We start from the raw sequence: 24,444 nt of genomic DNA on the forward strand, positions 1-24,444 counted from the left end.
TAACTTGAACACCACTGTTTTATCTGCCCAGTTTCTTATCCTAAAAAGTGTATAAAAAATACTTTAGGACAATGATATGAACTCAAAGCTTTTATTTTCATCTCTAATTTGTAGTCTATGTTTTAGCGTAGCTGCGCATGCAGATACCAAAGCAAGCCAAGACCAACAGGCCAAGAAATATCAACAGGTCTGTAAAGGCAAAAAACAAGGTGATCCAGTTTCATTTGCATTTAAAGGCGTTGTTTTCAATGGTTCATGTGAGCCTAATGAAGCTGGTAAGTTAGCATTCCAACCACCAACACCTGCATCTAATGCTGCCGTTGAGACTCAAAGTCGTCTCTCAGAAACGCAATCGGCACCTCGCCCAGTCAGTAGTGCACCAGCAGACAATAGCACTGCACCTATGGAATCACCCGCTATCGCTCCTGCACCACCAGTAGCACCTGATGTCGAACAGACTGCACCTTAATGCATAAATGATATAAAAGAAGGCCTAATTTGGCCTTCTTTTATATAAAAACAATATAATAGATTGCATGAGGACAAAATATTTCATCTTAAAATTGTAATCTGTCTACTTTATAATCCCTTTAACAAGCACGAATCCATTACAATAAGCACAAATACATTTATTTAGGTTTTCCTGTGAACTGGCTACAAATTCATATTACTGTTGATCAAAACCAAGTCGAACTGACCGAAACATTACTCCTGTCATTAGGCGCGGTGAGCGTAACTTTAGATGATGCTGAAGACCAAGCCTTACTTGAGCCATTGCCAGGTGAAACGCCACTTTGGAATAAAGTCATCGTCACGGGGATTTATCAACAAGAAGAAGATGATCCAATTGATGTCGATACTTTAGAAGCCTTCTTAAAAGCACAACTTCCAGATGTACCAATGCGCCATGAATACTTGGAAAACCAAGTGTGGGAACGTGCTTGGATGGATTATTATGAACCGATTCAAATTGGTGAAAAATACTGGATCGTACCAGAATGGTTAGAACCACCTGAAGCTGATGCAACCAATATTAAGCTAGATCCAGGCCTTGCCTTCGGTACTGGAAACCATGCAAGTACCTTCTTATGCTTACAATGGCTAGGTAAAACTGATGTTAAAGACAAAGTTGTGATCGACTATGGTTGTGGCTCAGGCATCTTAGGTGTTGCGGCTTTATTACTCGGCGCTAAAAAAGTTTATGCGACTGATATTGACCCACAAGCGGTACTTGCGACAAAACAAAATGCAGAATTAAATGGTGTACTGGATCGTCTTTCTGTAGGATTACCCGAAGAGTTTGATCAAGAATTTAAATCACAACAAGCAGATGTCCTTGTCGCCAATATTTTAGCGGCACCATTAATGGCACTTGCGCCTGAATTCTCAACTTTAATAAAAAATGAGGGCGAGTTCGCACTTGCTGGTGTAATCGAAGAGCAAGTTGCTGATGTTTCTAGTGTTTACTCACAGTTTTTTGATATATTAGAGATCGAAAAGCGTGAAGAAAACTGGTGTCGCATTTCGGGAAAACGTAAAACAACAATTTGAGAACATTGTTACTTATGAGTGAAAAACAAACCCGCTGCCCTAAATGTTCAACTGTGTACAAAGTGACCCTTTCACAACTCAGTGTTGCACAGGGTATGGTTTGTTGTCCGAAATGTGTCATTAACTTTAATGCATTAACCAACTTATTAGAAACAGATAGTGAAGCGATTCCGACACCTGTCAATCGCTCACTTTTTTCTTCAATTCAACCTGACAGCTCGTTTGCAGAAAAACAAATGCAGATTTTGAGCATCTTTGATCAGAAAATTGAAAACTCAAATATTGATTTATTGACCTATCTCAACAACCTCAATTATTTCAATACCGAACCTGTTACTGCCCTACCTAATTTAAATCTGTCTGAAGATACTTTACAAATTGACCATGAGAATAATAATGATAAACAACATGGTTGGCTGTATTACACGCTTTGGGGGCTCGGTAATATTGCTTTAATTTTAGTATTTGCTTTTCAGATTTTATGGTTCAACCCAAAACTGATGCATGAAAGCCCAGCCTTGAATCAGATGTTTAATTATGCTTGCGGCATTTTCTCGTGCAAAACCAGTGATGAACAATATAAATATCTTAGTTTTGAAAAAGTAAAAATTAAACGTGGAGAAAAAGATGCTACTGTTTTTTCAGGTGTACTTCTAAATCATAATGAGAACAGCGTGGCACTGCCTCCTATTAAAGTCGTGCTCAAACAAAACGACGAAGCCGTTTTTAACGTAATGCTCAAACCACAAGATTATTTAGTTGACAGTTTGAAAACGATTCAACGCATTCCAACCAACAGCCCTTTTCGCTTCGAATTTACCCTTCCAAAAAGTAAAAATAGCTTCAATGACTATAGTTTAGAATTTGTACAGCCCTAAAAGCTCAAAAAAGTGACAAAAAAACAAAAAAAAGTGCAGTTAATTTGCTCACTTTTTCGCTGACAGTGGTATGATACGCGCCACGAATGCTTGACCTACTTACTCCTCGTAATTTATAGACAATAAAATCGTTAAACGAACTGTGCTTTTACCCAATAAGCGCATTGTTGGTTTTTTTGTTTTTAAAAGTAGGCGGTAACAAATATTTAACTATTGTTACGCTTATTTTTTACACAACTCGAGGATTTGTGGCAAGCTAATAGTCCTTTTGTTTTAGAGTCACTGTTTTAGGATCTAAAACGGGGCTCAGTAATTTAGACCACATTTATATCACTTTACCCAAGTGATATTTTGATATTTCGGATTAACACGCATGAATAGCAAATCTCCTATTTTTACGGCTCAATCTGATGTCGCTCTTCGCATCCATGTAGATCGCGCAGTTCGTCATTATTTTGCACAATTGCAAGGTGAGCAACCATCTCAAGTTTATGACATGGTTTTAGCAGAAATGGAGAAACCTCTTTTATCTGTGGTCTTAGAATATACTCGCGGTAATCAAACACGTGCCGCTGAGATTTTAGGCCTTAACCGCGGAACTTTACGCAAAAAGTTAAAAGCTCACGGTTTAATGAGTGAATAATTGATAAAATGCTCACGTTCTCGTGGGCATTTTTTTTGCCTTTTATTTTTAATCTGTAGACTTCAAACTGTTGACTAAAATCATGACTATCAAACGTGCTTTAATCTCTGTATCTGATAAAACCGGAATCGTTGAATTCGCTCAAAATCTTGTAGCTCTAGGGGTAGAAATTTTATCTACGGGCGGTACATATAAGTTGCTTAAAGACAACAATATCGCCGTAGTAGAGGTTTCTGAACATACAGGTTTTCCTGAAATGATGGATGGTCGTGTAAAAACATTACATCCAAAAATTCATGGAGGCATCTTAGCGCGTCGTGGTCTGGACGAAGCAGTGATGCAAGAACACAACATCGATCCGATTGATCTAGTGATTGTAAACCTGTATCCATTTGCAGCAACAGTAGCAAAACCGAACTGTTCACTTGCAGATGCAATCGAGAATATCGACATCGGTGGTCCAACGATGGTTCGTGCCGCTGCAAAGAACCATGCTTCAGTAGGCATTATCGTGAATGCAGCTGACTACGACACAGTCGTTGCTGAATTAAAAGCAAATGGTGCGCTTTCTTACGAAACTCGTTTCGACTTAGCGGTAAAAGCATTTGAGCACACTGCACAATACGATGGCATGATCGCATCTTATTTAGGCGCACGCGTTGGCAAAACTGAAGGCGAAGCGGATCTGTTCCCACGTACCTTCAATACCCAACTGAATAAAGCACAAGATTTACGTTATGGTGAAAATCCACACCAAAACGCAGCTTTCTATGTTGAAGCGACTGCTCAAGAAGCATCTGTTTCTACTGCGAAACAATTACAAGGCAAAGAACTTTCTTACAACAATATTGCAGACACCGATGCAGCGCTTGAATGTGTGAAATCATTTGCGAAGCCCGCTTGTGTCATCGTTAAACATGCAAACCCTTGTGGCGTTGCTGTTTCATTGGACGGCATTAAAGCAGCTTATGATCTTGCTTATGCAACCGATCCTGAATCTGCTTTCGGTGGCATCATTGCATTCAACCGTGAATTGGACACTACGACTGCACAAGCGATTGTAGATCGTCAATTTGTTGAAGTGATTATTGCACCAAGCATTGCGGATGGTGTACTTGAAATCACCGGTGCGAAAAAAAATGTACGTGTGTTGGTATGTGGTGAGCTTCCAGCAATTGACGCTCGTGCAGCACAGCTTGACTATAAGCGCGTGAATGGCGGCTTATTGGTTCAAGACCAAGACCTAGGCATGATCACTAAAGATGATCTTAAAGTTGTGACCAAGCGTGCACCAACTGAGCAAGAAATTGATGATTTGATCTTTGCTTGGAAAGTTGCGAAATATGTGAAATCAAATGCAATCGTTTATGCCAAAAACCGTCAAACGATTGGTGTAGGTGCTGGTCAAATGAGCCGCGTCAACTCAGCACGTATTGCAGCGATTAAAGCGGAGCATGCTGGTTTAGTGGTTGAAGGAGCTGTGATGGCATCCGATGCCTTCTTCCCTTTCCGTGATGGTATTGATAATGCGGCTAAGGCTGGTATTAAATGTATTATCCAACCAGGCGGTTCAATGCGCGACGAAGAAACCATTGCAGCAGCGGATGAAGCTGGTATTGCCATGGTGTTCACAGGCATGCGTCACTTCCGTCACTAATACTACTTTAAAAATTCCGTCTTATTTACCTCCCTCTAAATCTCCCTCCTAAAAGGAGGGAGACTACACCAATATCAATATGGGTTCCCTGTCCTCTTAGGAGATGAGGAACGATTGTAGTTCCGCAAGGGAGAGGTTAAGAGGGACTTTTTTATTCTGAACAGGTATATTCTTAGATACTGAAAAAGGGAAATAACTTAATAATGAATATTTTAGTTTTGGGTAGCGGTGGCCGTGAACATGCACTTGCATGGAAAATCGCACAAGATGCAAAAGTCACTCAAGTGTTCGTTGCACCGGGTAATGCAGGGACAGCAACTGAAGACAAATGTAAAAATGTTGAGCTCGATATTTTAGACAATCCAGCGATTATTGAATTTGCCAAGGCAAATGATGTTGCTTTGGTCATTGTGGGTCCAGAAGCACCATTAGTGAATGGTGTGGTGGATGCAGCACGTGAAGCAGGCTTAAAAATCTGGGGACCAACCCAGTATGCTGCACAGCTTGAAGGCTCTAAAGCATTTGCCAAGCACTTCTTAAAGCGTCATAACATTCCGACGGCTTTTTATGATGTATTTACTGAAGTTGCTGCGGCTAAAGCCTATGTTGAACAACACGGTGCACCAATCGTAATTAAAGCAGATGGTCTAGCTGCAGGTAAAGGCGTGATCGTAGCAATGACCAACGAAGAAGCCTTTGCTGCGATTGACGATATGCTTGCAGGCAACAAATTTGGTGATGCAGGCTCACGTGTAGTGATTGAGCAGTTCCTTGCGGGTGAAGAAGCTAGCTTTATTTGTATGATCGATGGCAACAACATCTTGCCAATGGCCACCTCACAAGATCACAAACGTATTTTTGAAGGCGATGAAGGACCAAATACAGGTGGTATGGGAGCTTACTCTCCTGCACCAGTGGTAACGGCAGAAGTCTTTGAACGTGTCATGAAAGAAGTGATGCGCCCTACGGTTGATGGTATGGCTGCAGATGGTCATGTTTATACAGGTTTCTTATACGCTGGCTTAATGATTGATGAACAAGGTCAACCGCGTGTAATCGAATTCAACTGTCGTTTTGGTGACCCTGAAACCCAACCAATCATGATGCGTTTAAAATCATCTTTGGTTGATTTAGTGGAAGCAGGTATTGCAGGTAATTTACCAAGCGAAGCTGAATGGGATGAACGTAAATCGATTGGTATCGTGCTGGCCGCTGGCGGTTATCCTGAAACGGTTCGCAAAGGCGATGTGATTTCAGGTCTTGGTCAATCTCCAGAAGACACCAAGATTTTCCATGCAGGTACGGCAATGAGCACAGATGGTCATGTCATTACTGCTGGTGGTCGCGTACTTTGTGTGACTGCACTGGGTGATACTGTGCTAGAAGCGCAAATCAATGCCTTAGAAGTTTGTGGTCAAGTCACATTTACGGGGATGCAATACCGTAGTGACATCGGTTACCGTGCCATTGCACGAGAAAAAGCTGAATAAGCTTTGTTGAGCAAAAAAGCCTTCTTCGGAAGGCTTTTTTATTCCATAAACCGCATAAATATGAATTCTATATTCATTATTTAAATATAAAATTCAGAAAAATATATATTTATTATTCAATTGATTCCTCTCTCTATATTTTTGGAAAAATTCATAAAACTATCATTTATTTATATTTACTTAGACCATAATTATCTTCTAGCAAGTAGGTTATTAAGCTTCAAAGTACAAGCTGTTCCACTATAACCGCCCATAAATTGTTGCTATGATTGCCGAAATTTTAGATGTTGTTTTTATGTTAACTGTATATTCTTTTTCATTATTTTTAAATGTCTAGAATATTGAACCTAACAAAACAAATTGCAGCTAAATCCAAATTTGATTTGAAAATGAGATGAACAGTTGGTTCCTATCTGTATATACTGAATCGGAACATGAATATTCATCTACTTTTCGGATGTTGTAGATCTATCACACTTGTTCAAACTTTAAGAATAATTCAGGGATTGTTTTGAGTGCGATGTCAATTTACAACATACAAACCTATTGCAATCATTAATGCTAGAGAAATGATGATTTTCTCGCCATTTTTCCGATTAGGATTTATACATGAAAAAGCTGATTAGTCTTTTTTTAAGTGTATCTGTGTTATTACTTGCGGCATGCAGTAAACAACCAGATACCGCATCTACCGAACAAAAAGGTGATGCTGCTGCATTACAAACCGTTGTAATCGCTTCTACAGGTTCAGACGCTGATATTTGGCGTTATATCGCAACATTACCAGAAACTAAAGCCGCTGGACTTAAACTCGAAATCAAGAACTTCACAGACTACGTTGCAATGAACACTGCAGCCGCAAATAAAGAAGTTGATTTGAATGCATTCCAATCTTACGCTTACCTTGTCGCATTCAATGCTGCAAATAAAGACAAGATTGCACCTGTTTCAACCACTTATTTAGAGCCAATGGGTATTTACTCAAGTAAAGTGAAAAAGGTTGAAGAGTTTGCTGAAGGTGCAACCATTGCGATTCCAAATGATGGTGCAAACGAATCACGTGCATTATTACTTTTACAAAGTGCTGGCTTGATCAAGTTAAAAGCTGACTTCGATCCAGTCAAAGGCACGCCTGCTGATATTATTGAAAACAGCAAAAAAATCGTGATCAAACCAATTCAAATGGCAACAGCAGTTCGTGTTAAAGACGAAGTTGATGCAATTTTATTGGGTAACACGCTTGCGATGGAAGGCGGTTTAAACGTACTTAAAGACGCAATCTTCTATGAACCAGTGGACCAAAGCACTAAATTAAACGTAAACGTATTAGCAACTGCAGAATCTCGTAAAGATGATCCTGTGTTACAAAAAGTTGGCGCGCTTTATCATACTGAAGCAGTGAAGCAATATGTTCAAGAACACTTTGCTGGTACGAAAGTTGACGTGAACAAACCAACAAGCTACCTCACAGAAGCAAATTCGTAATATAATGCTCTCAAATAAAACAGGCAAAGTGATTTTGCCTGTTTTTTCTTTTCTGCCATAGTACTGACGAACATGATCCAATTTAAAAACATTTCGAAACACTATCAGTTGAAAGGTCAAACGATCAATGCACTGGACCAGATCAATTTAGAGATCCCGGACGGTAGTATCTTTGGCATTATCGGCTATAGTGGTGCAGGTAAAAGTACGCTGATCCGTTTGATTAATTTGCTTGAACGCCCGACGCAGGGGCAAGTCATTATCAATCAAAAAGACTTTACTGCTATGGACGCGCGAACACTTCGTCAAGAACGTGCAAATATTGGCATGATCTTTCAGCACTTCAATCTCCTTCAGACTAAAACCGTGTCTGAAAATATTGAAATGCCACTTAAATTACTTGGGCATAGCAAAGCTGAACGTGAAAAACGTCTGGCTGAACTACTTGAGTTTATCGATCTTAAACATAAAAAAGATGCCTACCCTGATGAGCTTTCAGGGGGGCAAAAACAACGTGTTGGTATCGCACGTGCGCTGGCAAATCATCCCAAGATTTTACTCTGCGATGAAGCAACTTCTGCCCTTGATCCACAGACCACAAAATCTGTTTTAGCACTATTAAAAAAGATTAATAAAGAACAGAACATTACTATTGTGATGGTCACCCATGAAATGGATGTCATCGAATCAGTATGTGATTATGTGGCGGTCATGGAGTCAGGTCATGTGATTGAAACTGGCCCGACACTGGATATTTTCAGTCAGCCACAGCATCCAACCACCAAAACCTTTATTCAAACGGTATTGCAACAACAGTTGCCGATCAATATTCTGAATAATCTTGAGCATAAGCATCACAATAGCATCTATAGCTTGCAGTTCTTAGGTACATCAGCACAAGAAACTGTGATTCAGGCAGCGATTAAGCAGTTTGATATCAGTTTGAATATCCTATTTGCCAACATGACCGAAATTAATGGCACGGTGATTGGCCAAATGTTTATCCAACTGCTAGGCGACCCGCTTATGATCCAAGAAACGGTAAAGTTCCTTGAGCTTCAAGGTGTGAAAGTTGAACAGTCTGGAGTGGTTAGCCAATGAGAGATTTAATTGTACAATGGCTGACTCAAATCACAGCACCATTTTGGCATAGTTCACTTTCAATTGACCAGTTTGTTACCGCCCTGCAAGAAACCTTTCAAATGGTGTTCTTTTCTCTGCTGTTTGGCTGTATTTGGGGACTTATCCAAGGCATTACCTTAGTGGTTACCCGCACAGGTGGTATTTTACAAAATCGCGCGATTTATTATTTCCTCAATCCGATTGTGAATGCACTGCGTTCCCTTCCCTTCATTATTCTGCTGATTGCCGTTATTCCACTGACCAAAATGCTGGTTGGCACTTCAATTGGAACATGGGCAGCGATTGTGCCTTTGACTATTTATGTGGGCCCATACTTAGGTCGTTTAATTGAAACTTCGTTACTTGAAGTGAATGAAGGCATTGTCGAATCCGCTCAAGCAATGGGTGCTTCACCTTGGCAAATTATCTTTAAATTTATTATCCCTGAAGCACGTAGCTCTCTGATTCTGAATTTAACTACGGGTACGATCTCGCTCATCGGTGCAACTGCAATGGCAGGTGCTGTTGGTGCTGGTGGTATTGGTGACTTGGCAATTTCTTATGGTTACCAACGTTTCGACACCAGTGTGGTGATTTTAACGGTCATCGTGTTATTACTGTTGGTTCAGATGGTACAAATGCTCGGTGATTGGTTAGCAAAACTGCGATAGAAAAAATAGAAAAAACGCTCAGCTGAGCGTTTTTTTATGTCTTGTATTTTTACTTAAGGAAAATAGATTTCATTCGCCGCTTTAAAAGTATTGACATGCAATGGCACTAAATCATCCAATGCTTGATATCCTCCAGCCAAAACGAACAGTATTGGAATCTTCATTTTCTTGGCCATCTCAAAGACAATTCTGTCACGTTCAAATAATAACTCAGTGCTAAACCATTTAGAGCCGTATTTATCATGTTGATGGCAGTCCATGCCTGCTTGATAAATAATTAAATCTGTATCCCAACGCGAAGCATATTGGAATGCCTCAAAGATCGCTTCACGATATAAATCGAAATTACCTTGTTTGGGGTGAATATAACGGGTCAAACTGCGCTCACTAGCCTTACAGCCAAAACGAATGCCAAAAATTCCAAAATTAATCAGATTGGTCATACGATTGGTGAAAATAGCTGTGCCATCTCCACCATGTTGATCACAATCCAAAACAAAGATTCGTTTTTCAGGATATTGCTTAGCAACCAGCGCTAAGCCATTAAAGGTACAATAGGCTGCACCAGATTCATAACTGGCATGATGAAAACCTTGAGCAATATTTGCTGCAATCCCCTCATTCAAAGCAATTTCAGCTCCAACTAACTGTCCAGCCTGAACCGATAAAATTGCATCTCTCAGTTGTTCATTCCACGGCTTAAATCCTTGTATGGTGGCAAATGCTGACTGTCCCGATAAAAACGCCTCCACATACTGTGGATTATGCAATTTCTTTAACAGCTCAACATCAATACTGCCAGGATCGATCAGTTCAGCCATCTGTTGAGCACGTAATACATCCGCAACAGCAGTGAGTTTTTCCATACTATTGGTATGCGTTCGTGCAAAATAGCGTGGAGAGTAACAGGCTTTTAGCATGGATGTCCTACGTAAATCTGATCACGCGCAATTTCCATCAGCTGACTCAATTCGGTTGTATCAGGTCTAAATAATCCATTGTCGACCTGTTGTTTAAAGTGATATCCAAATGCCCGAGCACGATTTTCAGGTGACACAGCCAAAGTTGTTAAACGTAAAAACCAAAAACCATTCATCTCGGCAATCGGGATCACATAGCCTTTATATTGCTTATTTTTATGCTTCTCGAGTTGCTCGATTTCATAATGTGTTGAAAACAGACTTCCGGCAGGTAAACGAACACCATTCATCATTAAGGGAACTAAGCTGATGCAAGAGTGGTTATCCCCCATATTTAACTTTTCCATCATGATGGGTTGATCATGCTCATCCACAAAAATATTGATTTCGCCCTGCCTTAATAAACGGTGGTGTGCAATACGCAAGAAGAATTTTTCTGCCATTGGACAAGAGCCGACCTTAGGCTTTTCCTCTAAAGCCTGACACTCAATCATGCCAATCTGCTGTGCTTTTTGCGGCAGAATAATATCGCTAAGAAGCTGACAAATCAGCTGACTTTCTTCAAGTTCTGCATATTGATGAATGGTTCTTAACTTGGCTTGAAACTCAACTTCCTGCTGTAAGCTCTGTGCAAAACTTTCTTGTGGATTTATACGCTGCAAGCATTGCTGGACGTTTAAATTGGTATCCAAATTACGCCATGTTTCTAACTCTAAACCATAAGATGAGCTTTGATTAAGAATATTACGCAAAGCTTTGGTCTCGTATTCTTCAAAAATACGCAAATCCTGAAACCCGATTGGATCCCGAACTTGAGAAACAAACTCTGCAATAACACGCGTCGCCTGCGTATAACCGCAACCCCGACGTTCAGTCTGATGACTAAAATGCTCATTCAGCATTTCTGTAAGTTTGGCAGAGAGCGGATATAAATACTTTTTAAAGATAACGACCACTTCATGATCGATCAGCTCAGACATAACGCCCCCTCTTGTTCTTCAGATTTATCACTTTTCACTCATCGCAAAAGATCTGTATTTCTCTTTTTAAATTTAATCATTGAAATTATTTAACTTTACTTCAATATTTTTATACGACTAAAGATAAATCATTAACTTATAAAACTTTTATCACATCTTTATTGAAAAAATAACACTTGTCAACGATTAAGATATCTATTGAAAGTGGCTGTCAAAATCTGCCCGATAAAGTCATTATTCAGCCCTATAAATCAGTAGGAATTTTGCACTGAACTGCATTTGCACTTACACTACAAATAGGCACTTATATGAGTACCCAAACCGTAATAACCTCACGAAACAAAGCTTTAGGATTCGGCTATGCATTATAAGATTCATGCAATTGACGTAAAAAATGCCTTAAAAAACTATATTTGGTTATTGGAAGATACAGATACACAAGAAGTCGTTGCCATTGACCCCACTGAAGCTGGTTTAGTTACTGATTTCTGTGAGCAGCATGGTCTACAACTTAAACAAATCTGGCTGACGCACTGGCACCGTGATCACACTGGCGGTGTTGAGGGTTTACTCGCCGATCAGAATATAATGGTCTACGGTCCGCGTGATGAGTTGAGTAAAATTTCACTCATCTCCAGCCCTTTGCAAAATGACGATCATTTTCATTTTAATGACCTCAAAGTTGAAATTATTGCGACGCCTGGTCATACCCTTGGCCATATTACTTATTTTATTGAAAAAATTGAAACGCTGTTTAGCGGTGACACCTTATTTGCAATGGGCTGTGGTCGTCTATTTGAAGGTACAGCGGAGCAAATGTATCACTCATTGAATCGGTTGGCTGCGTTACCTATTCAGACCAAAGTATACTGCACCCATGAATACACACTTGCCAATGCTGAATTCGCTTTAACTGTTGAACCAAATAATGTCGCGCTGCAAGAGCGCATGCAACAAGTCAAAGCACTAAGAGAAGCAGATCAAATTACCCTTCCAAGTACGATCGAATTAGAGCTTGAAACCAATCCCTTCCTGCGGACTGAAAGTGCAGAAGAGTTTGCCCGAATTCGTAGTCTGAAAGATCAATTTTGATTAAATCCCATCGCTTCGACTGATTCATTTTCTACTTTCACAGCAAAGTAGAAAATGAAATCATTTTTTACATTTGCTTCAAGAATATTTTCCCTAAAACTTGATTTTCACCACATTTATAAAAAATATTTTTTATAGTAAATTCAACAAACTAACAAAAACACAGATAAGATTCTATCTATAAAAATTACGCTAAATTTACATTACTTACATGTGGAAAAATAAATCTATGCAATCCCCCTTTAAAAAAATTTAACTGACCCTTATTAATAAATACATGTTCACAAGGAGATCTGTCATGAAAAACAGAGTTGTTAAAGCAAAAAACGTATTGGCTTTCCGTATTTGGTTAGAAAAATTAGGATATTCGGTTAAAAATCTGACAGATAACCGCGGTTTCACATTTAGCTTCAAAAAAGAATATGGTTTAGTCACAGGCGATTTATCTGGCAATGCTTTAGCAATGCAACTGGGTGAAGAGTTTGAAGATCATTTAAAAGCCTAATGGCAAATTTCCCTAGATATCAGGGTTTCAAAGGGATTTGGAATCCTTGATTGATGCTCATAAAAATAATTAAGACGTATCTCTCATTTAATCCTTCATTTTCTAACCATTTCAAACAAAATCCTAGGGTCTGCTGATGTTTCACAGATACTTGCGCCAGAGGATATTTTTTAGACGACACAAGGCGGGTTTTGCGTAACTTAGTATTCTAAGTAAGCGAAACGTAACGTGGTAGCGGCAAAAAATATCCCTGTCCCAAAGGGTTATTGGCTAAAACTTCCCTAAACTGTGTTATGAAACTTGACAAGGGGTCCGCCATTGCCAGCGTTTCATGCCTTGTTTATGTCGTTTTAACCAATAACGCAATGTATGGATGAAACTTCAGCAGCCCCTCTTGGAACAAACGCAATTTCCAAGTATCATTATGCCCAGTCGAGGGATGCTGCGACAATTGATCGGCACTAAAGATCAATTTGCCAGGCTCGACGATCGGTTAGACACTCGTTTTAACCAACAACGGCATCCGCGAACAGAATGATCCATACTATTTTTTCTAGGAGATCCTGATGAACGCGGTGAATGCTTCATTTACAGATTATAAAGTTGCTGATATTTCCCTTGCTGACTATGGTCGTAAAGAGATCAAACTTGCTGAAGCAGAAATGCCAGCTTTGATCGGTTTACGTAAACGTTATTCAGCAGCTAAACCACTTGCTGGCGCAAAAATCTTGGGTTGTATCCATATGACAATCCAAACCGCTGTTTTAATCGAAACTTTAGTTGAACTCGGTGCAGAGGTGCGTTGGACTTCTTGCAATATCTTCTCTACTCAAGACCATGCTGCAGCTGCAATTGCTGCAAGCGGTGTTCCTGTATTCGCGTGGAAAGGCGAAACTGAAGAAGAATATGTGTGGTGCTTAGAACAGCAAATCAATGTCAACGGTCAGCCTTGGGATGCCAACATGATCTTGGACGATGGCGGTGACTTAACTGCTCTTGTTCATGACAAATACCCTGCGCTTTTAGAACGTATCCACGGTATTACTGAAGAAACAACAACAGGTGTACAACGTCTGTTGGAAATGTGGAAAGACGGTTCGCTTAAAGTACCAGCGATCAACGTGAACGATTCGATCACTAAATCGAAGAATGACAACAAATACGGTTGCCGCCATTCATTAAATGATGCCATCAAACGTGCAACTGACATGTTACTTTCTGGCCGTCGTGCACTAGTCATTGGTTATGGCGATGTTGGTAAAGGTTCTGCGCAATCTTTACGTCAAGAAGGCATGATCGTTCGTGTAACTGAAGTTGATCCAATCTGTGCAATGCAAGCATGTATGGATGGATACGAAGTCGTATCTCCATATAAAAATGGCGTACAAACTGGCAAAAAAGAAGATATTAACCAAGACTTATTAGGCAATACTGATCTTGTTGTCACGACAACTGGTAACTACCATGTATGTGATTCTGCAATGTTAGATAGCTTAAAAGCGGGTGCTGTAGTGTGTAACATCGGTCACTTTGATACAGAGATCGACACTGCATACTTACGTGGTTACAAGTGGGTTGAAGTGAAGCCACAAGTACACCAAGTGTATCGTTCAGAAGACGAAAACAACTACCTCATCCTTCTTTCTGAAGGTCGTTTAGTGAATCTTGGTAATGCAACAGGCCACCCATCACGTGTGATGGACGGTTCTTTCGCTAACCAAGTGTTAGGTCAAATGCATTTATTTGCTGAAAAATTTGCTGACTTACCTGCTGAGCAAAAACAAGCAGCGATTCGCGTAGAAGTTCTTCCTAAAAAATTAGATGAAGAAGTTGCCGCTGCAATGGTCCTTGGCTTTGGTGGTGTGTTAACACAATTAACGCAAGTACAAGCAGATTACCTTGGCGTTCCTGTAGAAGGTCCGTTCAAATCTGACGCTTATAAATACTAAGAAAATCAGGGCAGACGTTTTACGGACTGCCCTTTTTTCTAAAATTCCAAGCGATTTTAAAAAGGATTTGAAATGACAAAACGTGTTCCTATTTCTTTTGAATTTTTCCCACCAAAAACTGATGCGGGCGCGGAAAAATTAAAAACTGTTCATCAAGAATTACAACGATTAAACCCAGAGTTTTTCTCGATTACCTATGGTGCAGGTGGCTCTACACGCGAACGTACTCTAGCTGCGATTAGTGACTTTAACGGCAAAGGTACACCAGTTGCGCCTCACCTTTCTTGTATTGGTGATGACAAAGCACGTATTGCTGAGCTCTTAGATTTATATAAATCTCAAGGGATTGATCGTATTGTCGCTTTACGTGGTGACTTACCATCAGGTCAGGTCGGTTTGGGCGAACTCCCTTATGCCCAAGACTTAGTTCGCTTTATCCGCGAGCATTCAGGCGATCATTTCCACATTGAAGTGGCTGCCTATCCTGAAATGCATCCACAAGCTGATACCTTTGATAGTGATATTCAACGTTTTGTTGAAAAAGTAAATGCAGGCGCGAATGCAGGTATTACTCAATTTTTCTTCAATCCAGATGCGTATTTCTATTTTATTGAACGTATTACTAAAGCTGGCGTGAATATTCCAGTTGCACCAGGTATCATGCCAATTACCAATGCAAGCAACCTGATCCGCTTTGCTGACGGAACAGGTGCAGAAATTCCACGTTGGATCCGCAAACAACTCGCAGCTTATGGCGATGACAGTGCAAGTATCAAAGCATTCGGTCACGAAGTGATTGTGAAACTTTGTGAACGTCTGATCGCAGGTGGCGCACCAACGCTGCATTTTTATTCAATGAACCAAACTGAACCGACTCGACAACTGGTTGTCGATCTTGGTTTAAACTAATTTGTACGAGCACAACCCAAGCATGAATCGTTTTTATATCGAAACCGAATTAAATACTGGCAACACCGTTGAATTAACCGAATCGGTATTTCATCACTGGGTACGTGTGCTACGTGCAAAAGAACAAGAACAAGCCATCTTTTTCAATGGAAAAGGTGGCGAATATATCGTAACACTGACTCAAATCAATAAGAAAAATGCCTTGGTTTCTGTTGATCAATTTGATCCAGCCGATCGTACAGCACCTTTCAACGTTGTTTTAGGTCAAGTGATGAGTAAAGGTGATCGCATGGATTATGCGATTCAAAAAGCCACTGAACTTGGTGTTACAACGATTCAACTCTTGACCAGTGAACGCTGTGAAATGCGTTTAAAATACGATCGTGACCAGAAAAAATTAGACCATTGGCAATCTGTGGCAATCGCCGCCTGTGAGCAATGTGGCATGAATCGAGTTCCTCAAGTTTTGCCACCCATCAGCTTAACTGAGTGGCTAAACTCGGAGTTACCGTCATCACGCTTTGTGCTGGCTCCAAACAAAGACCAAACGAATGTCCTACTTAACAGCCTACCAGACATTGCCCTACTGATAGGTCCAGAAGGTGGCCTGAGTGAAGCAGAAATTAATACTGCCAATCAACATCAATTTAAAAATTGGTGTATCGGAGACCGTGTTCTAAGAACTGAAACAGCCCCAGTAGTTGCTTTATCTATTTTAAATTATCACTTTGCATAGAAGTAATGTCGTGACATTGCTTTCTGCTATGTTTAGCGTTAATTTAAAATAAAACGTTGCTGTGTTTACAAAAAAACAAAGACTGTGAATATAGATAAAAAATGAAAAGGATTATTCTTTGTATGTTAGGGGCTCAGGAAAAAAATTTGCCACAGTTTATCTACACAGATCAAATCGATTATCCAAATCATGTACGCTTATTTGTATTAAGTGTCTTCTGCATTTGTCTTTTAGATTACGCCCTATTTGGTATTTTTTATTCATTTGAATCAAATATTTTCACGACTTGGATGAGCATTACCCTCATCCTTTTATTTAGCTTTACCTGTATCTGTCATTTTTTACTCAAACGCTACTCTTCAGTTCGTTATAGCAACCAGACCAACATCATTTTTCAAGTGATCTGTTTTTTTACTGGTTTACTGATCGGAGTCAATACAATTGTCATTAATCATTACTTGGCTGTCGATATTCCTCATTTGATTGGGTCACATATTTTGACCCTAACTGCGTTACTACTCACTGCATCTCATATCATTGCACTGACCTTTTTAACCCAACATATTCGCTATTTCTTCTTATTTTTTATTCCAAGTATTGCACCTTTAATCGCATCTCAAATTTTACATCGAGATCATGATCACACCCTATTCTACCTTGCATATTACTCTTCATTTTTCGCAACCGTACTCTGCGCGCAAGTCACCTATAAAATTCATAAACGCTTGGCCTTAGTTTTAGATAAAAATAAACAACTGATTGATGTCGCTGAGCAGCACAACCAATGGACTGAAGAATTGTGTCAGCAATTACAGCGTGAAGTGAATAAATCCAAAGATATTGAAGCGCAACTGCAATTCAATAATCACCTATTGGAACAAAAAGTGCGTGAGCGTACATTCGACTTGACGCAAATGAATGAAAGCTTAGAAGAACATCGTCAGAACTTAAGTTTTGCCCATGAAACCGCAGGCATTCGCCCTTGGGACTGGAATCTTGAAAGCCATACCGTTGGAGTCACCAATGCACATAGTCAAGCAGTCACGCGCAATTCTGAAAACCATTACACCCTCCTGCATAAAATCATCCATCCAGATGATATCGAGCGGGTAAAAAACACCTTATATAATCATTTATGTGGCCAAACCAAGCGTTATGAAGAAACCTTCAGAATTAAACGCCATAATGGTGAATGGACCTGGATTCATGATGTTGGTCAGGTGATTTTAAGGGATCCAAAAGATGACACCCCTTTACGAATGGTCGGTATTCACCGTGATATTAATCAGGAAAAGAAAGATCAGGAACGTTTAAAGCTTGCAGCCAGCGTATTTGAGCAGGCCTCAGAAGGTATTTTCATTTTAGATGAAAACTTTAACTATGTTGAAGTGAATCCTAAATATGAACAGCTCACAGGCCTTGATAAACAAGCAATCGTGAGTAAACAGTTATTTGAAATTACCAAACAAAATAAGCAGCATCATCATAATTTTCATTTATCAATTCTTGATACACTGCGTGAAGAACAGGAATATGAGGGTGAATTTCAAGAAACTTATATTTCTGAAAAATCTTGTTTTTTGTGGATTCATATCAATGCAGTGAAAGATGAACAAGAGCGTGTCATCAACTATATCGGTATTGTTTCAGATCAGACTGAACGTAAGCATCAAGAACAACGCTTATCCTATTTGACTAATTACGATACGCTCACCGATCTCCCTAACCGCTTTTATTATCAACAGCAGTTGCATCAATATTTGATCAATGAAGCGTCGATTCAGCATCTGGCTGTCATCCGTTTAAATATCGACCGCTTCCGTGCCTTGAATGAAATCATTAGCAATCAAGCGGGTAATGAGCTCCTCAAACAAGTGGCACAACGCTTACGTATTAGTAATATTGATGCGCTACTAGTCGCCCATTTAAGTGCAGATGACTTTGCGATTATTTATGAAATTTCACCACTACATCCACCGATTCACCAATTGTGTAACAACATCGTTGAAGCCTTTAGCAAACCTTTTTATCTGGCAGAGCAAGAATACTTTGTCAGTATCTCGATCGGTGTCGCCATTTATCCAGAACATGGCCGCCAAGTCGATAATTTAAATACCCATGCAGAACAGGCATTGACCGAAGCCAAGCGCTTAGGTGGTAACACCATTCGCTACTACTCCAATGAAAGAGCCAATTTTGTAGCCAAATACACTGATCTAGAACTTGATCTCAGAAAAGCCATTCAGAATAACGAGCTGGTTGTGTACTATCAGCCAAAAATTAATGCACATAATCACCAAATTAATGGTTTTGAAGCCCTAATCCGTTGGAAGCATCCAACGAAAGGTCTAATCATGCCAAGCATTTTCATTCCTTTAGCGGAAAGTACCAGTCTGATTTCTGATATTGGACAGCTAGTTTTACATGAAGCGGCTAAGCAACTGCAAACATGGCAAAAGCTTGGTTTTAACAATATCAATATTGCAGTCAATATCGTGGCACAGCAAATTTTACGCGGCCAACTACTGCATGATATTGATGCTGTGTTAAATACGTATGAGATCTCAGGAAAAAATCTCGAACTCGAAATTACTGAATCGGCCTTTATTGAAAACACTGACAGTGTCAAAACCGTGTTGTACGCCATTAAAGAACGTCAGATTTCAATCGCACTGGATGATTTCGGTACAGGCTACTCCTCTCTTGCTTACCTCACCGAATATCCAATTGACATTTTAAAAATTGATCGAGCTTTTATCTCGAAAATTGGTAATGCCAAACAAGATGCGATCGTTAATGCCATGATCGCCATGGGCAAGACCATTGGCTTAAAAGTTGTGGCTGAAGGCGTTGAAACCGAGCAGCAGTATGGGTATTTAAAACGACAAAATTGCGACATATTACAGGGTTACTTATTTTCACAACCGCTTACTGCCGCCCATGCGACAGAATATCTGCAAAAACAAAAGCAGCTGTCAACTGCAAGATATTCCATTTAAACGTGAATTTTAACCTTTTTTGCTGTTTATTTTTCACGGAATAGCAACTGTCAATAGGTATGCAGTTCAGTGAAAATAAGCTTTTTTGACTGTGCGAAAGCATGAACTAGTGCTATATTCTTGTGCACTTATCTTAATATCGTAATTAGACAGCTATATGTCTGATTATTATCGGAACAAACGAGACTCAGATGGACGATCAATCTTTAAAACAAGCCGCTTTGTATTACCATGAATTTCCAACCCCAGGAAAAATCAGTGTGACACCTAGCAAGCAGCTCGTTAACCAACGAGATTTAGCGCTTGCCTACTCACCTGGTGTTGCTGCGCCATGTTTGGAAATCGAACGTGACCCTTCTGCCGCTGCCAAATATACAGCGCGCGGTAATCTGGTTGCCGTCGTGAGTAATGGTACAGCCGTGCTTGGTTTGGGAAATATTGGTCCGCTCGCGTCTAAACCTGTAATGGAAGGTAAAGGCGTTCTGTTCAAAAAGTTCGCTGGTGTTGATGTCTTTGATATCGAGATTGATGAAAATGATCCAGACAAGATCGTAGATATCGTTGCTGCATTAGAGCCGACTTTTGGTGGTATCAACTTAGAAGATATCAAGGCGCCAGAATGTTTCTACATCGAGAAGAAACTTCGCGAACGCATGAAAATTCCTGTATTCCATGATGACCAACATGGGACCAGTATTATTGTCGGTTCAGCATTGCTGAATGCTTTACAACTGGTAAATAAAAAAATTGACGAAATTAAAATCGTTGCATCAGGTGCCGGTGCAGCAGCACTTTCATGCTTAGACTTGCTTTGCGCTTTAGGTGTGAATAAAGCCAATATCGTTGTTGCCGATTCTCGCGGTCTGCTCACTACATCACGTGAAGGTTTAGATGAATCGAAAAAGCGTTATGTACAAGACATTCAAGCAACACAATTGCATGAAGTGATGGCTGGTGCAGACATGTTCTTGGGTCTTTCAGCAGCAGGTATCTTAACCAAAGAAATGGTTAAGGAAATGGCTGAAAATCCAATTATTTTTGCACTTGCAAACCCAGATCCTGAAATTCTACCTGAACATGCGCACGAAGTACGTCCAGATGCAATCATGGCAACGGGTCGTTCAGACTATCCTAACCAAGTGAACAACGCACTTTGCTTCCCTTATATCTTCCGTGGTGCACTCGATGTTGGTGCAACCACCATTAATGAAGAAATGAAGATTGCCTGTGTACATGCAATTGCACGCATGGCACATGTTGAAGCGGATGCTGCAACCTATGGTGAAAAATCTGCGTCATTTGGCCGCGACTATTTGATCCCTCGTCCACTCGATCAACGCTTGATTTTGGAAATCGCACCAGCTGTTGCCAAAGCAGCAATGGACTCTGGCGTTGCGACTCGTCCAATTGAAGATTTCTCTGCATACCGTCAACGTCTTTCTGAGTTTGTGTATAACTCAGCATTCTTGATGAAACCAATCTTCTCTCAAGCGAAGACTGATCCGAAGCGTATTGCGTATGCTGAAGGTGAAGATCAACGTGTATTACGTGCTGTTCAAATTGTTGTTGATGAAGGCTTAGCGAAACCAATTCTAATTGGTCGTACTGCCGTGATTGAAGACAATATTCGAAAATTAGGTTTACGCTTACAGCATGGCGTGAACATTGAGATCGTCGATCAGGAAAAGAATCCTTCGTATGATGATTTCTGGAAAGAATACCATCAAATCATGCAACGCAAAGGCGTAACAGTTGAATATGCACAACGTGAAGCACGTCGCCGCTCAACACTCATCGCAGCAATGTTGGTTAAATTTGGCAAAGCCGATGGTATGTTATGTGGTACCTACTCAAGCTATGACATTCATTTAGATTTCGTGAAAAACGTCATTGGCTTAAAAGAAGGTCGCAGCACGTTCTTTACGCTGAATGCATTGATGCTTGAAGATCGCAATTTATTTATTGCAGATACTTATGTAAATACCAATCCAACTGCGACTCAACTTGCTGAAATGACGATTTTAGCGGCCGAAGAAGTTCGTCGTTTCGGGATTACACCACGTGTTGCCCTGCTTTCTCATTCAAGCTTCGGTAGTGACCAAACCGATGCAAGCGCTCAAAAAATGCGTGAAGTCTATCGCCTACTTTCAGAGCAAGCACCTGAGTTAGAAGTTGAAGGTGAAATGCATGGTGATGCAGCATTGGATGAAAATATTCGTCATTTTGCATTCCCGAACTCACGCTTCAAAGGTTCGGCAAACTTGTTGATTATGCCTAACTTAGATTCAGCCAATATTTCATTCAACTTGTTAAAAGCAACTTCAGGTAATAATGTGACCATTGGTCCTATTTTATTAGGTGCTGCAAAACCTGTTCATATTCTGACACCTACAGCAACGACGCGTCGTTTGGTGAATATGACTGCATTAACGGTTGCCGAAATTCAGCAAAGTCAAAACTAAGTTCACTTAAGCCCTGCTTTTCTTGAAAAGCTTCGCTTAACCCTTGAGAAAACCTCTATTCTGTAGCATGATTGTGTGAAGAATAGAGGTTTTTTCATGCAAGTTTATTTAGTAGGCGGTGCTGTCCGAGATCATTTACTCGGCCATCCCTATCACGAAAAAGATTATGTGGTGGTTGGAGCAACGCCCGAGCAATTACTCGCCGAAGGCTATCAACCCGTGGGAAAAGATTTCCCGGTATTTCTACATCCAATAACAAAAGAAGAATATGCACTTGCACGTACTGAACGTAAATCTGGTGTGGGTTATCACGGGTTTCAATTTTTTACCGACACTACAGTTAAGTTAGAAGAAGATCTCATTCGTCGTGATTTAACCATTAACGCAATGGCAATGGATGATGCAGGTACCATCTATGACCCCTATGGTGGGCAGGACGATTTAGATCAAAAAATTCTACGCCATGTTTCAGATGCATTTACCGAAGATCCTCTGCGCGTACTTCGTGTAGCGCGTTTTGCTGCTCGTTATGCGAGCTATGGCTTTAAAATCGCAGATGAAACCCTAGAATTAATGCAGGAAATTGCCAAATCTGGTGAGCTTGATGCATTAACGCCTGAACGTGTCTGGAAAGAAACTTCACGTGCATTGCTGGAAGATCATGCTGATGTATATTTCCAAACACTCAAAGCGTGTGATGCCTTAAAAATCTTGTTTCCAGAGATTGATGCGTTATTTGGTGTACCACAACGTCCTGAATACCATCCTGAGATTGATTGTGGTATTCACACCCTCATGGCGCTTAAACAAGCCTGTTTAGCAAAATATGCGCTTGATGTGCGTTTTGCTGTGCTTGTGCATGATCTTGGCAAGGCACTCACCCCTGTGGACGAACTACCACGCCATATCATGCATGAAGAACGTGGTCTTCAGCCTGTAACGGATCTGTGTGATCGTTTAAGAGTACCCACCCATTTAAAAAGCTTAGCTTTAATTGTGTGTAAAGAACATTTGAAGTGCCATCAAGTCAAGAATCTGAAACCAGGCACTTTATGGCGTCTTTTACAACGCTTAGATGTATTGCGTCGACCTGAAAAAGTGGAAGCTTTTGTTCAGGCCTGTGAGTGTGATGCCAAAGGTCGTTTAGGCTTAGAGCAACGCCCGTACCCACAAGCGCAATACATGTTAGATGCGATGCAAATTGTCAGAAATATTCGTGCGCAAGATTTACCTGAACATGTGACTGGTCCAGAAATTGGTGAAATGCTGATTCAGTATCGCATTGAAGCACTAGCTAAGTTTAAAGAGTTGCACAATAACTGATTAATTTTTAAGTAAATTAAGTCTTTTTTGTACAGATTCGCTTATCTATATGCCAAAAAGATTATTAATCAAGCAAACGATTAATTTTATTTACTATTGTTGTTGACGCATCTGCTTTTCATGCCTAAAATGCGCATCAGATTCTCCAATAGCTCAGTCGGTAGAGCGACGGACTGTTAATCCGCAGGTCCCTGGTTCGAGCCCAGGTTGGAGAGCCAATCTACTAATCTCCCATAGCTCAGTCGGTAGAGCGACGGACTGTTAATCCGCAGGTCCCTGGTTCGAGCCCAGGTGGGAGAGCCAAGATTCTAAAAAGCCCTGATCATTGATCGGGGCTTTTTTTATACTATTTAAAAGAATACCCAATAAAAAAAGACCCGTGATGAACACAGGCCTTTTCACTTATAATTTAGATTAAGCGGCAACTTCTGCTGGCACACCACTATGAAAACGGAATGTATCATCTGGGCTTAAAATCAGATTTTTTTCCACTTCACGAATATGCTCGATGCGTTGCTGGATCGTCTCTTCTGGATCTTTAAGCTTCGCTGTTTTTGCAACATCCAAAGCTAAAGCCAGATAGTCCTCAAAATGACGAGATTCAGACTTAAGCAAGTAGCGGTAGTAACGCCCCAATTCATCATCCACAATCGGTGCTAGCGCATAGAAACGTTCACACGAGCGTGCTTCGACAAATGCACCAATAATCATCACATCAATTAGAGCCTCAGGCTCATAAGTACGGATTTCTTTACGTAACCCACCTGCATAGCGCCCTGCGCTTAAGCCCTTCCACTCTTGGCCACGTTTGTTCATGAATTCCAAAACCTGCTCATAATGCAGCATTTCTTCACGCACCAATTGCGCCAATTTCACTTGCAGGTCCGTAAAGAAACTATAGCGGAACATCAAGTTCATTGCTGTACTCGCTGCTTTTTTCTCACAGTTAGCATGGTCTTGCATTAAGATGTCCAGATTATTAATGGCTTCATCCAACCACGCCTGAGGAGTCGCACAACCCAAAAAAGCGATGACAGGTTGCATCAACTCATCATAATTTACACTACTCATC

At 40.4% G+C, this 24,444-nt stretch carries 20 protein-coding genes and 2 tRNA genes; 19 read left to right on the top strand and 3 right to left on the bottom strand.

All coding sequences use genetic code 11. From position 1 onward, the window contains the following. The first annotated feature begins 76 nt into the window (after positions 1-76). The 9 genes from WA352_RS11810 (at position 77) to WA352_RS11850 (ending at position 9,497) form a co-directional block, all read left to right on the top strand. Positions 77-469, top strand: a complete 393-nt coding sequence (locus WA352_RS11810; protein WP_005204781.1) for a hypothetical protein — start codon at positions 77-79, stop codon at positions 467-469. Between the two features lie 176 nt (positions 470-645). Next, positions 646-1,551: a 50S ribosomal protein L11 methyltransferase gene (prmA, locus tag WA352_RS11815; protein WP_033133653.1), complete on the top strand. Its 906-nt coding sequence runs from the start codon at positions 646-648 to the stop codon at positions 1,549-1,551. A 14-nt stretch (positions 1,552-1,565) separates the two neighbouring features. Beyond that, positions 1,566-2,429, top strand: coding sequence for a DUF3426 domain-containing protein (locus WA352_RS11820; RefSeq protein WP_033133652.1), 864 nt, complete (start codon positions 1,566-1,568; stop codon positions 2,427-2,429). 373 nt (positions 2,430-2,802) lie between these two features. Next, positions 2,803-3,072 carry a DNA-binding transcriptional regulator Fis gene (fis, locus tag WA352_RS11825; protein ID WP_001086304.1) on the top strand — a complete coding sequence of 90 codons (270 nt, stop codon included), beginning with the start codon at positions 2,803-2,805 and terminating at the stop codon, positions 3,070-3,072. Positions 3,073-3,154: 82 nt separating this feature from the next. Beyond that, positions 3,155-4,729: a bifunctional phosphoribosylaminoimidazolecarboxamide formyltransferase/IMP cyclohydrolase gene (gene purH, locus WA352_RS11830; RefSeq protein ID WP_033133651.1), complete on the top strand. Its 1,575-nt coding sequence runs from the start codon at positions 3,155-3,157 to the stop codon at positions 4,727-4,729. A gap of 203 nt (positions 4,730-4,932) precedes the next feature. Continuing rightward, positions 4,933-6,219, top strand: coding sequence for a phosphoribosylamine--glycine ligase (gene purD, locus WA352_RS11835; RefSeq protein ID WP_033133650.1), 1,287 nt, complete (start codon positions 4,933-4,935; stop codon positions 6,217-6,219). Between the two features lie 609 nt (positions 6,220-6,828). Continuing rightward, complete coding sequence (locus WA352_RS11840; protein ID WP_033133649.1) at positions 6,829-7,704, top strand: MetQ/NlpA family ABC transporter substrate-binding protein; 876 nt, start codon at positions 6,829-6,831, stop codon at positions 7,702-7,704. A 72-nt stretch (positions 7,705-7,776) separates the two neighbouring features. Beyond that, positions 7,777-8,805, top strand: coding sequence for a methionine ABC transporter ATP-binding protein (locus WA352_RS11845; RefSeq protein WP_033133648.1), 1,029 nt, complete (start codon positions 7,777-7,779; stop codon positions 8,803-8,805). Further along, positions 8,802-9,497 (top strand): methionine ABC transporter permease, encoded by a 696-nt coding sequence (locus WA352_RS11850; protein ID WP_033133647.1) that lies wholly within the window; start codon positions 8,802-8,804, stop codon positions 9,495-9,497. Before WA352_RS11845 ends, WA352_RS11850 begins: the two co-directional genes overlap by 4 nt. Before the next feature lie 53 nt (positions 9,498-9,550). Here the strand turns inward: WA352_RS11850 and WA352_RS11855 are convergent, their stop codons facing one another. Both WA352_RS11855 and WA352_RS11860 read right to left on the bottom strand, forming a co-directional pair. Continuing rightward, positions 9,551-10,417 carry a histone deacetylase gene (locus WA352_RS11855; protein ID WP_033133646.1) on the bottom strand — a complete coding sequence of 289 codons (867 nt, stop codon included), beginning with the start codon at positions 10,415-10,417 and terminating at the stop codon, positions 9,551-9,553. Next, a complete protein-coding gene (locus tag WA352_RS11860; RefSeq protein ID WP_033133645.1) occupies positions 10,411-11,397 on the bottom strand; it encodes a hypothetical protein in 987 nt (328 codons plus the stop codon). The genes WA352_RS11855 and WA352_RS11860 overlap by 7 nt, the downstream gene beginning before the upstream one ends. Before the next feature lie 360 nt (positions 11,398-11,757). Between WA352_RS11860 and gloB the strand changes: the two genes are divergently transcribed. From gloB to WA352_RS11910, 10 genes are all read left to right on the top strand, one after another. Further along, entirely contained in the window at positions 11,758-12,489 is a 732-nt protein-coding gene (gene gloB / locus WA352_RS11865; RefSeq protein ID WP_033133644.1) for a hydroxyacylglutathione hydrolase, read from the top strand. A gap of 298 nt (positions 12,490-12,787) precedes the next feature. Beyond that, a complete protein-coding gene (locus WA352_RS11870) occupies positions 12,788-12,994 on the top strand; it encodes a hypothetical protein (RefSeq protein ID WP_004771531.1) in 207 nt (68 codons plus the stop codon). 566 nt (positions 12,995-13,560) lie between these two features. Then, positions 13,561-14,943 carry an adenosylhomocysteinase gene (gene ahcY, locus WA352_RS11875; protein ID WP_005189859.1) on the top strand — a complete coding sequence of 461 codons (1,383 nt, stop codon included), beginning with the start codon at positions 13,561-13,563 and terminating at the stop codon, positions 14,941-14,943. Between the two features lie 72 nt (positions 14,944-15,015). Further along, positions 15,016-15,852 carry a methylenetetrahydrofolate reductase [NAD(P)H] gene (gene metF, locus WA352_RS11880; RefSeq protein ID WP_033133643.1) on the top strand — a complete coding sequence of 279 codons (837 nt, stop codon included), beginning with the start codon at positions 15,016-15,018 and terminating at the stop codon, positions 15,850-15,852. 22 nt (positions 15,853-15,874) lie between these two features. Continuing rightward, positions 15,875-16,588: a 16S rRNA (uracil(1498)-N(3))-methyltransferase gene (locus WA352_RS11885; RefSeq protein ID WP_004805905.1), complete on the top strand. Its 714-nt coding sequence runs from the start codon at positions 15,875-15,877 to the stop codon at positions 16,586-16,588. A gap of 122 nt (positions 16,589-16,710) precedes the next feature. Then, on the top strand, positions 16,711-19,587 hold the full coding sequence (locus tag WA352_RS11890) for a bifunctional diguanylate cyclase/phosphodiesterase (RefSeq protein ID WP_033133642.1): 2,877 nt from the start codon (positions 16,711-16,713) through the stop codon (positions 19,585-19,587). A 191-nt stretch (positions 19,588-19,778) separates the two neighbouring features. Further along, positions 19,779-22,049 carry an NADP-dependent malic enzyme gene (locus WA352_RS11895; protein WP_005204811.1) on the top strand — a complete coding sequence of 757 codons (2,271 nt, stop codon included), beginning with the start codon at positions 19,779-19,781 and terminating at the stop codon, positions 22,047-22,049. A 96-nt stretch (positions 22,050-22,145) separates the two neighbouring features. Continuing rightward, positions 22,146-23,372 carry a multifunctional CCA addition/repair protein gene (locus WA352_RS11900; RefSeq protein ID WP_033133641.1) on the top strand — a complete coding sequence of 409 codons (1,227 nt, stop codon included), beginning with the start codon at positions 22,146-22,148 and terminating at the stop codon, positions 23,370-23,372. Between the two features lie 142 nt (positions 23,373-23,514). After that, positions 23,515-23,590, top strand: a tRNA-Asn gene (locus tag WA352_RS11905). Positions 23,591-23,599: 9 nt separating this feature from the next. Next, positions 23,600-23,675, top strand: a tRNA-Asn gene (locus WA352_RS11910). A 111-nt stretch (positions 23,676-23,786) separates the two neighbouring features. Here the strand turns inward: WA352_RS11910 and WA352_RS11915 are convergent. Beyond that, positions 23,787-24,443 (bottom strand): tRNA-(ms[2]io[6]A)-hydroxylase, encoded by a 657-nt coding sequence (locus tag WA352_RS11915; RefSeq protein WP_033133640.1) that lies wholly within the window; start codon positions 24,441-24,443, stop codon positions 23,787-23,789. Between the last annotated feature and the right edge of the window lies 1 nt (position 24,444).

It is taken from the genome of Acinetobacter sp. 102 (assembly GCF_037028485.1).
GTDB classification, from domain to species: domain Bacteria; phylum Pseudomonadota; class Gammaproteobacteria; order Pseudomonadales; family Moraxellaceae; genus Acinetobacter; species Acinetobacter higginsii.

Coding starts and splice junctions, on each gene's coding strand:
- WA352_RS11810 (WP_005204781.1), top strand. CDS start 77: ATGAACTCAAAGCTTTTATTTTCATCTCTAATTTGTAGTCTATGTTTT.
- WA352_RS11820 (WP_033133652.1), top strand. CDS start 1,566: ATGAGTGAAAAACAAACCCGCTGCCCTAAATGTTCAACTGTGTACAAA.
- fis (WP_001086304.1), top strand. CDS start 2,803: ATGAATAGCAAATCTCCTATTTTTACGGCTCAATCTGATGTCGCTCTT.
- purH (WP_033133651.1), top strand. CDS start 3,155: ATGACTATCAAACGTGCTTTAATCTCTGTATCTGATAAAACCGGAATC.
- purD (WP_033133650.1), top strand. CDS start 4,933: ATGAATATTTTAGTTTTGGGTAGCGGTGGCCGTGAACATGCACTTGCA.
- WA352_RS11840 (WP_033133649.1), top strand. CDS start 6,829: ATGAAAAAGCTGATTAGTCTTTTTTTAAGTGTATCTGTGTTATTACTT.
- WA352_RS11845 (WP_033133648.1), top strand. CDS start 7,777: ATGATCCAATTTAAAAACATTTCGAAACACTATCAGTTGAAAGGTCAA.
- WA352_RS11850 (WP_033133647.1), top strand. CDS start 8,802: ATGAGAGATTTAATTGTACAATGGCTGACTCAAATCACAGCACCATTT.
- WA352_RS11855 (WP_033133646.1), bottom strand. CDS start 10,417: ATGCTAAAAGCCTGTTACTCTCCACGCTATTTTGCACGAACGCATACC.
- WA352_RS11860 (WP_033133645.1), bottom strand. CDS start 11,397: ATGTCTGAGCTGATCGATCATGAAGTGGTCGTTATCTTTAAAAAGTAT.
- gloB (WP_033133644.1), top strand. CDS start 11,758: ATGCATTATAAGATTCATGCAATTGACGTAAAAAATGCCTTAAAAAAC.
- WA352_RS11870 (WP_004771531.1), top strand. CDS start 12,788: ATGAAAAACAGAGTTGTTAAAGCAAAAAACGTATTGGCTTTCCGTATT.
- ahcY (WP_005189859.1), top strand. CDS start 13,561: ATGAACGCGGTGAATGCTTCATTTACAGATTATAAAGTTGCTGATATT.
- metF (WP_033133643.1), top strand. CDS start 15,016: ATGACAAAACGTGTTCCTATTTCTTTTGAATTTTTCCCACCAAAAACT.
- WA352_RS11885 (WP_004805905.1), top strand. CDS start 15,875: ATGAATCGTTTTTATATCGAAACCGAATTAAATACTGGCAACACCGTT.
- WA352_RS11890 (WP_033133642.1), top strand. CDS start 16,711: ATGTTAGGGGCTCAGGAAAAAAATTTGCCACAGTTTATCTACACAGAT.
- WA352_RS11895 (WP_005204811.1), top strand. CDS start 19,779: ATGGACGATCAATCTTTAAAACAAGCCGCTTTGTATTACCATGAATTT.
- WA352_RS11900 (WP_033133641.1), top strand. CDS start 22,146: ATGCAAGTTTATTTAGTAGGCGGTGCTGTCCGAGATCATTTACTCGGC.
- WA352_RS11915 (WP_033133640.1), bottom strand. CDS start 24,443: ATGAGTAGTGTAAATTATGATGAGTTGATGCAACCTGTCATCGCTTTT.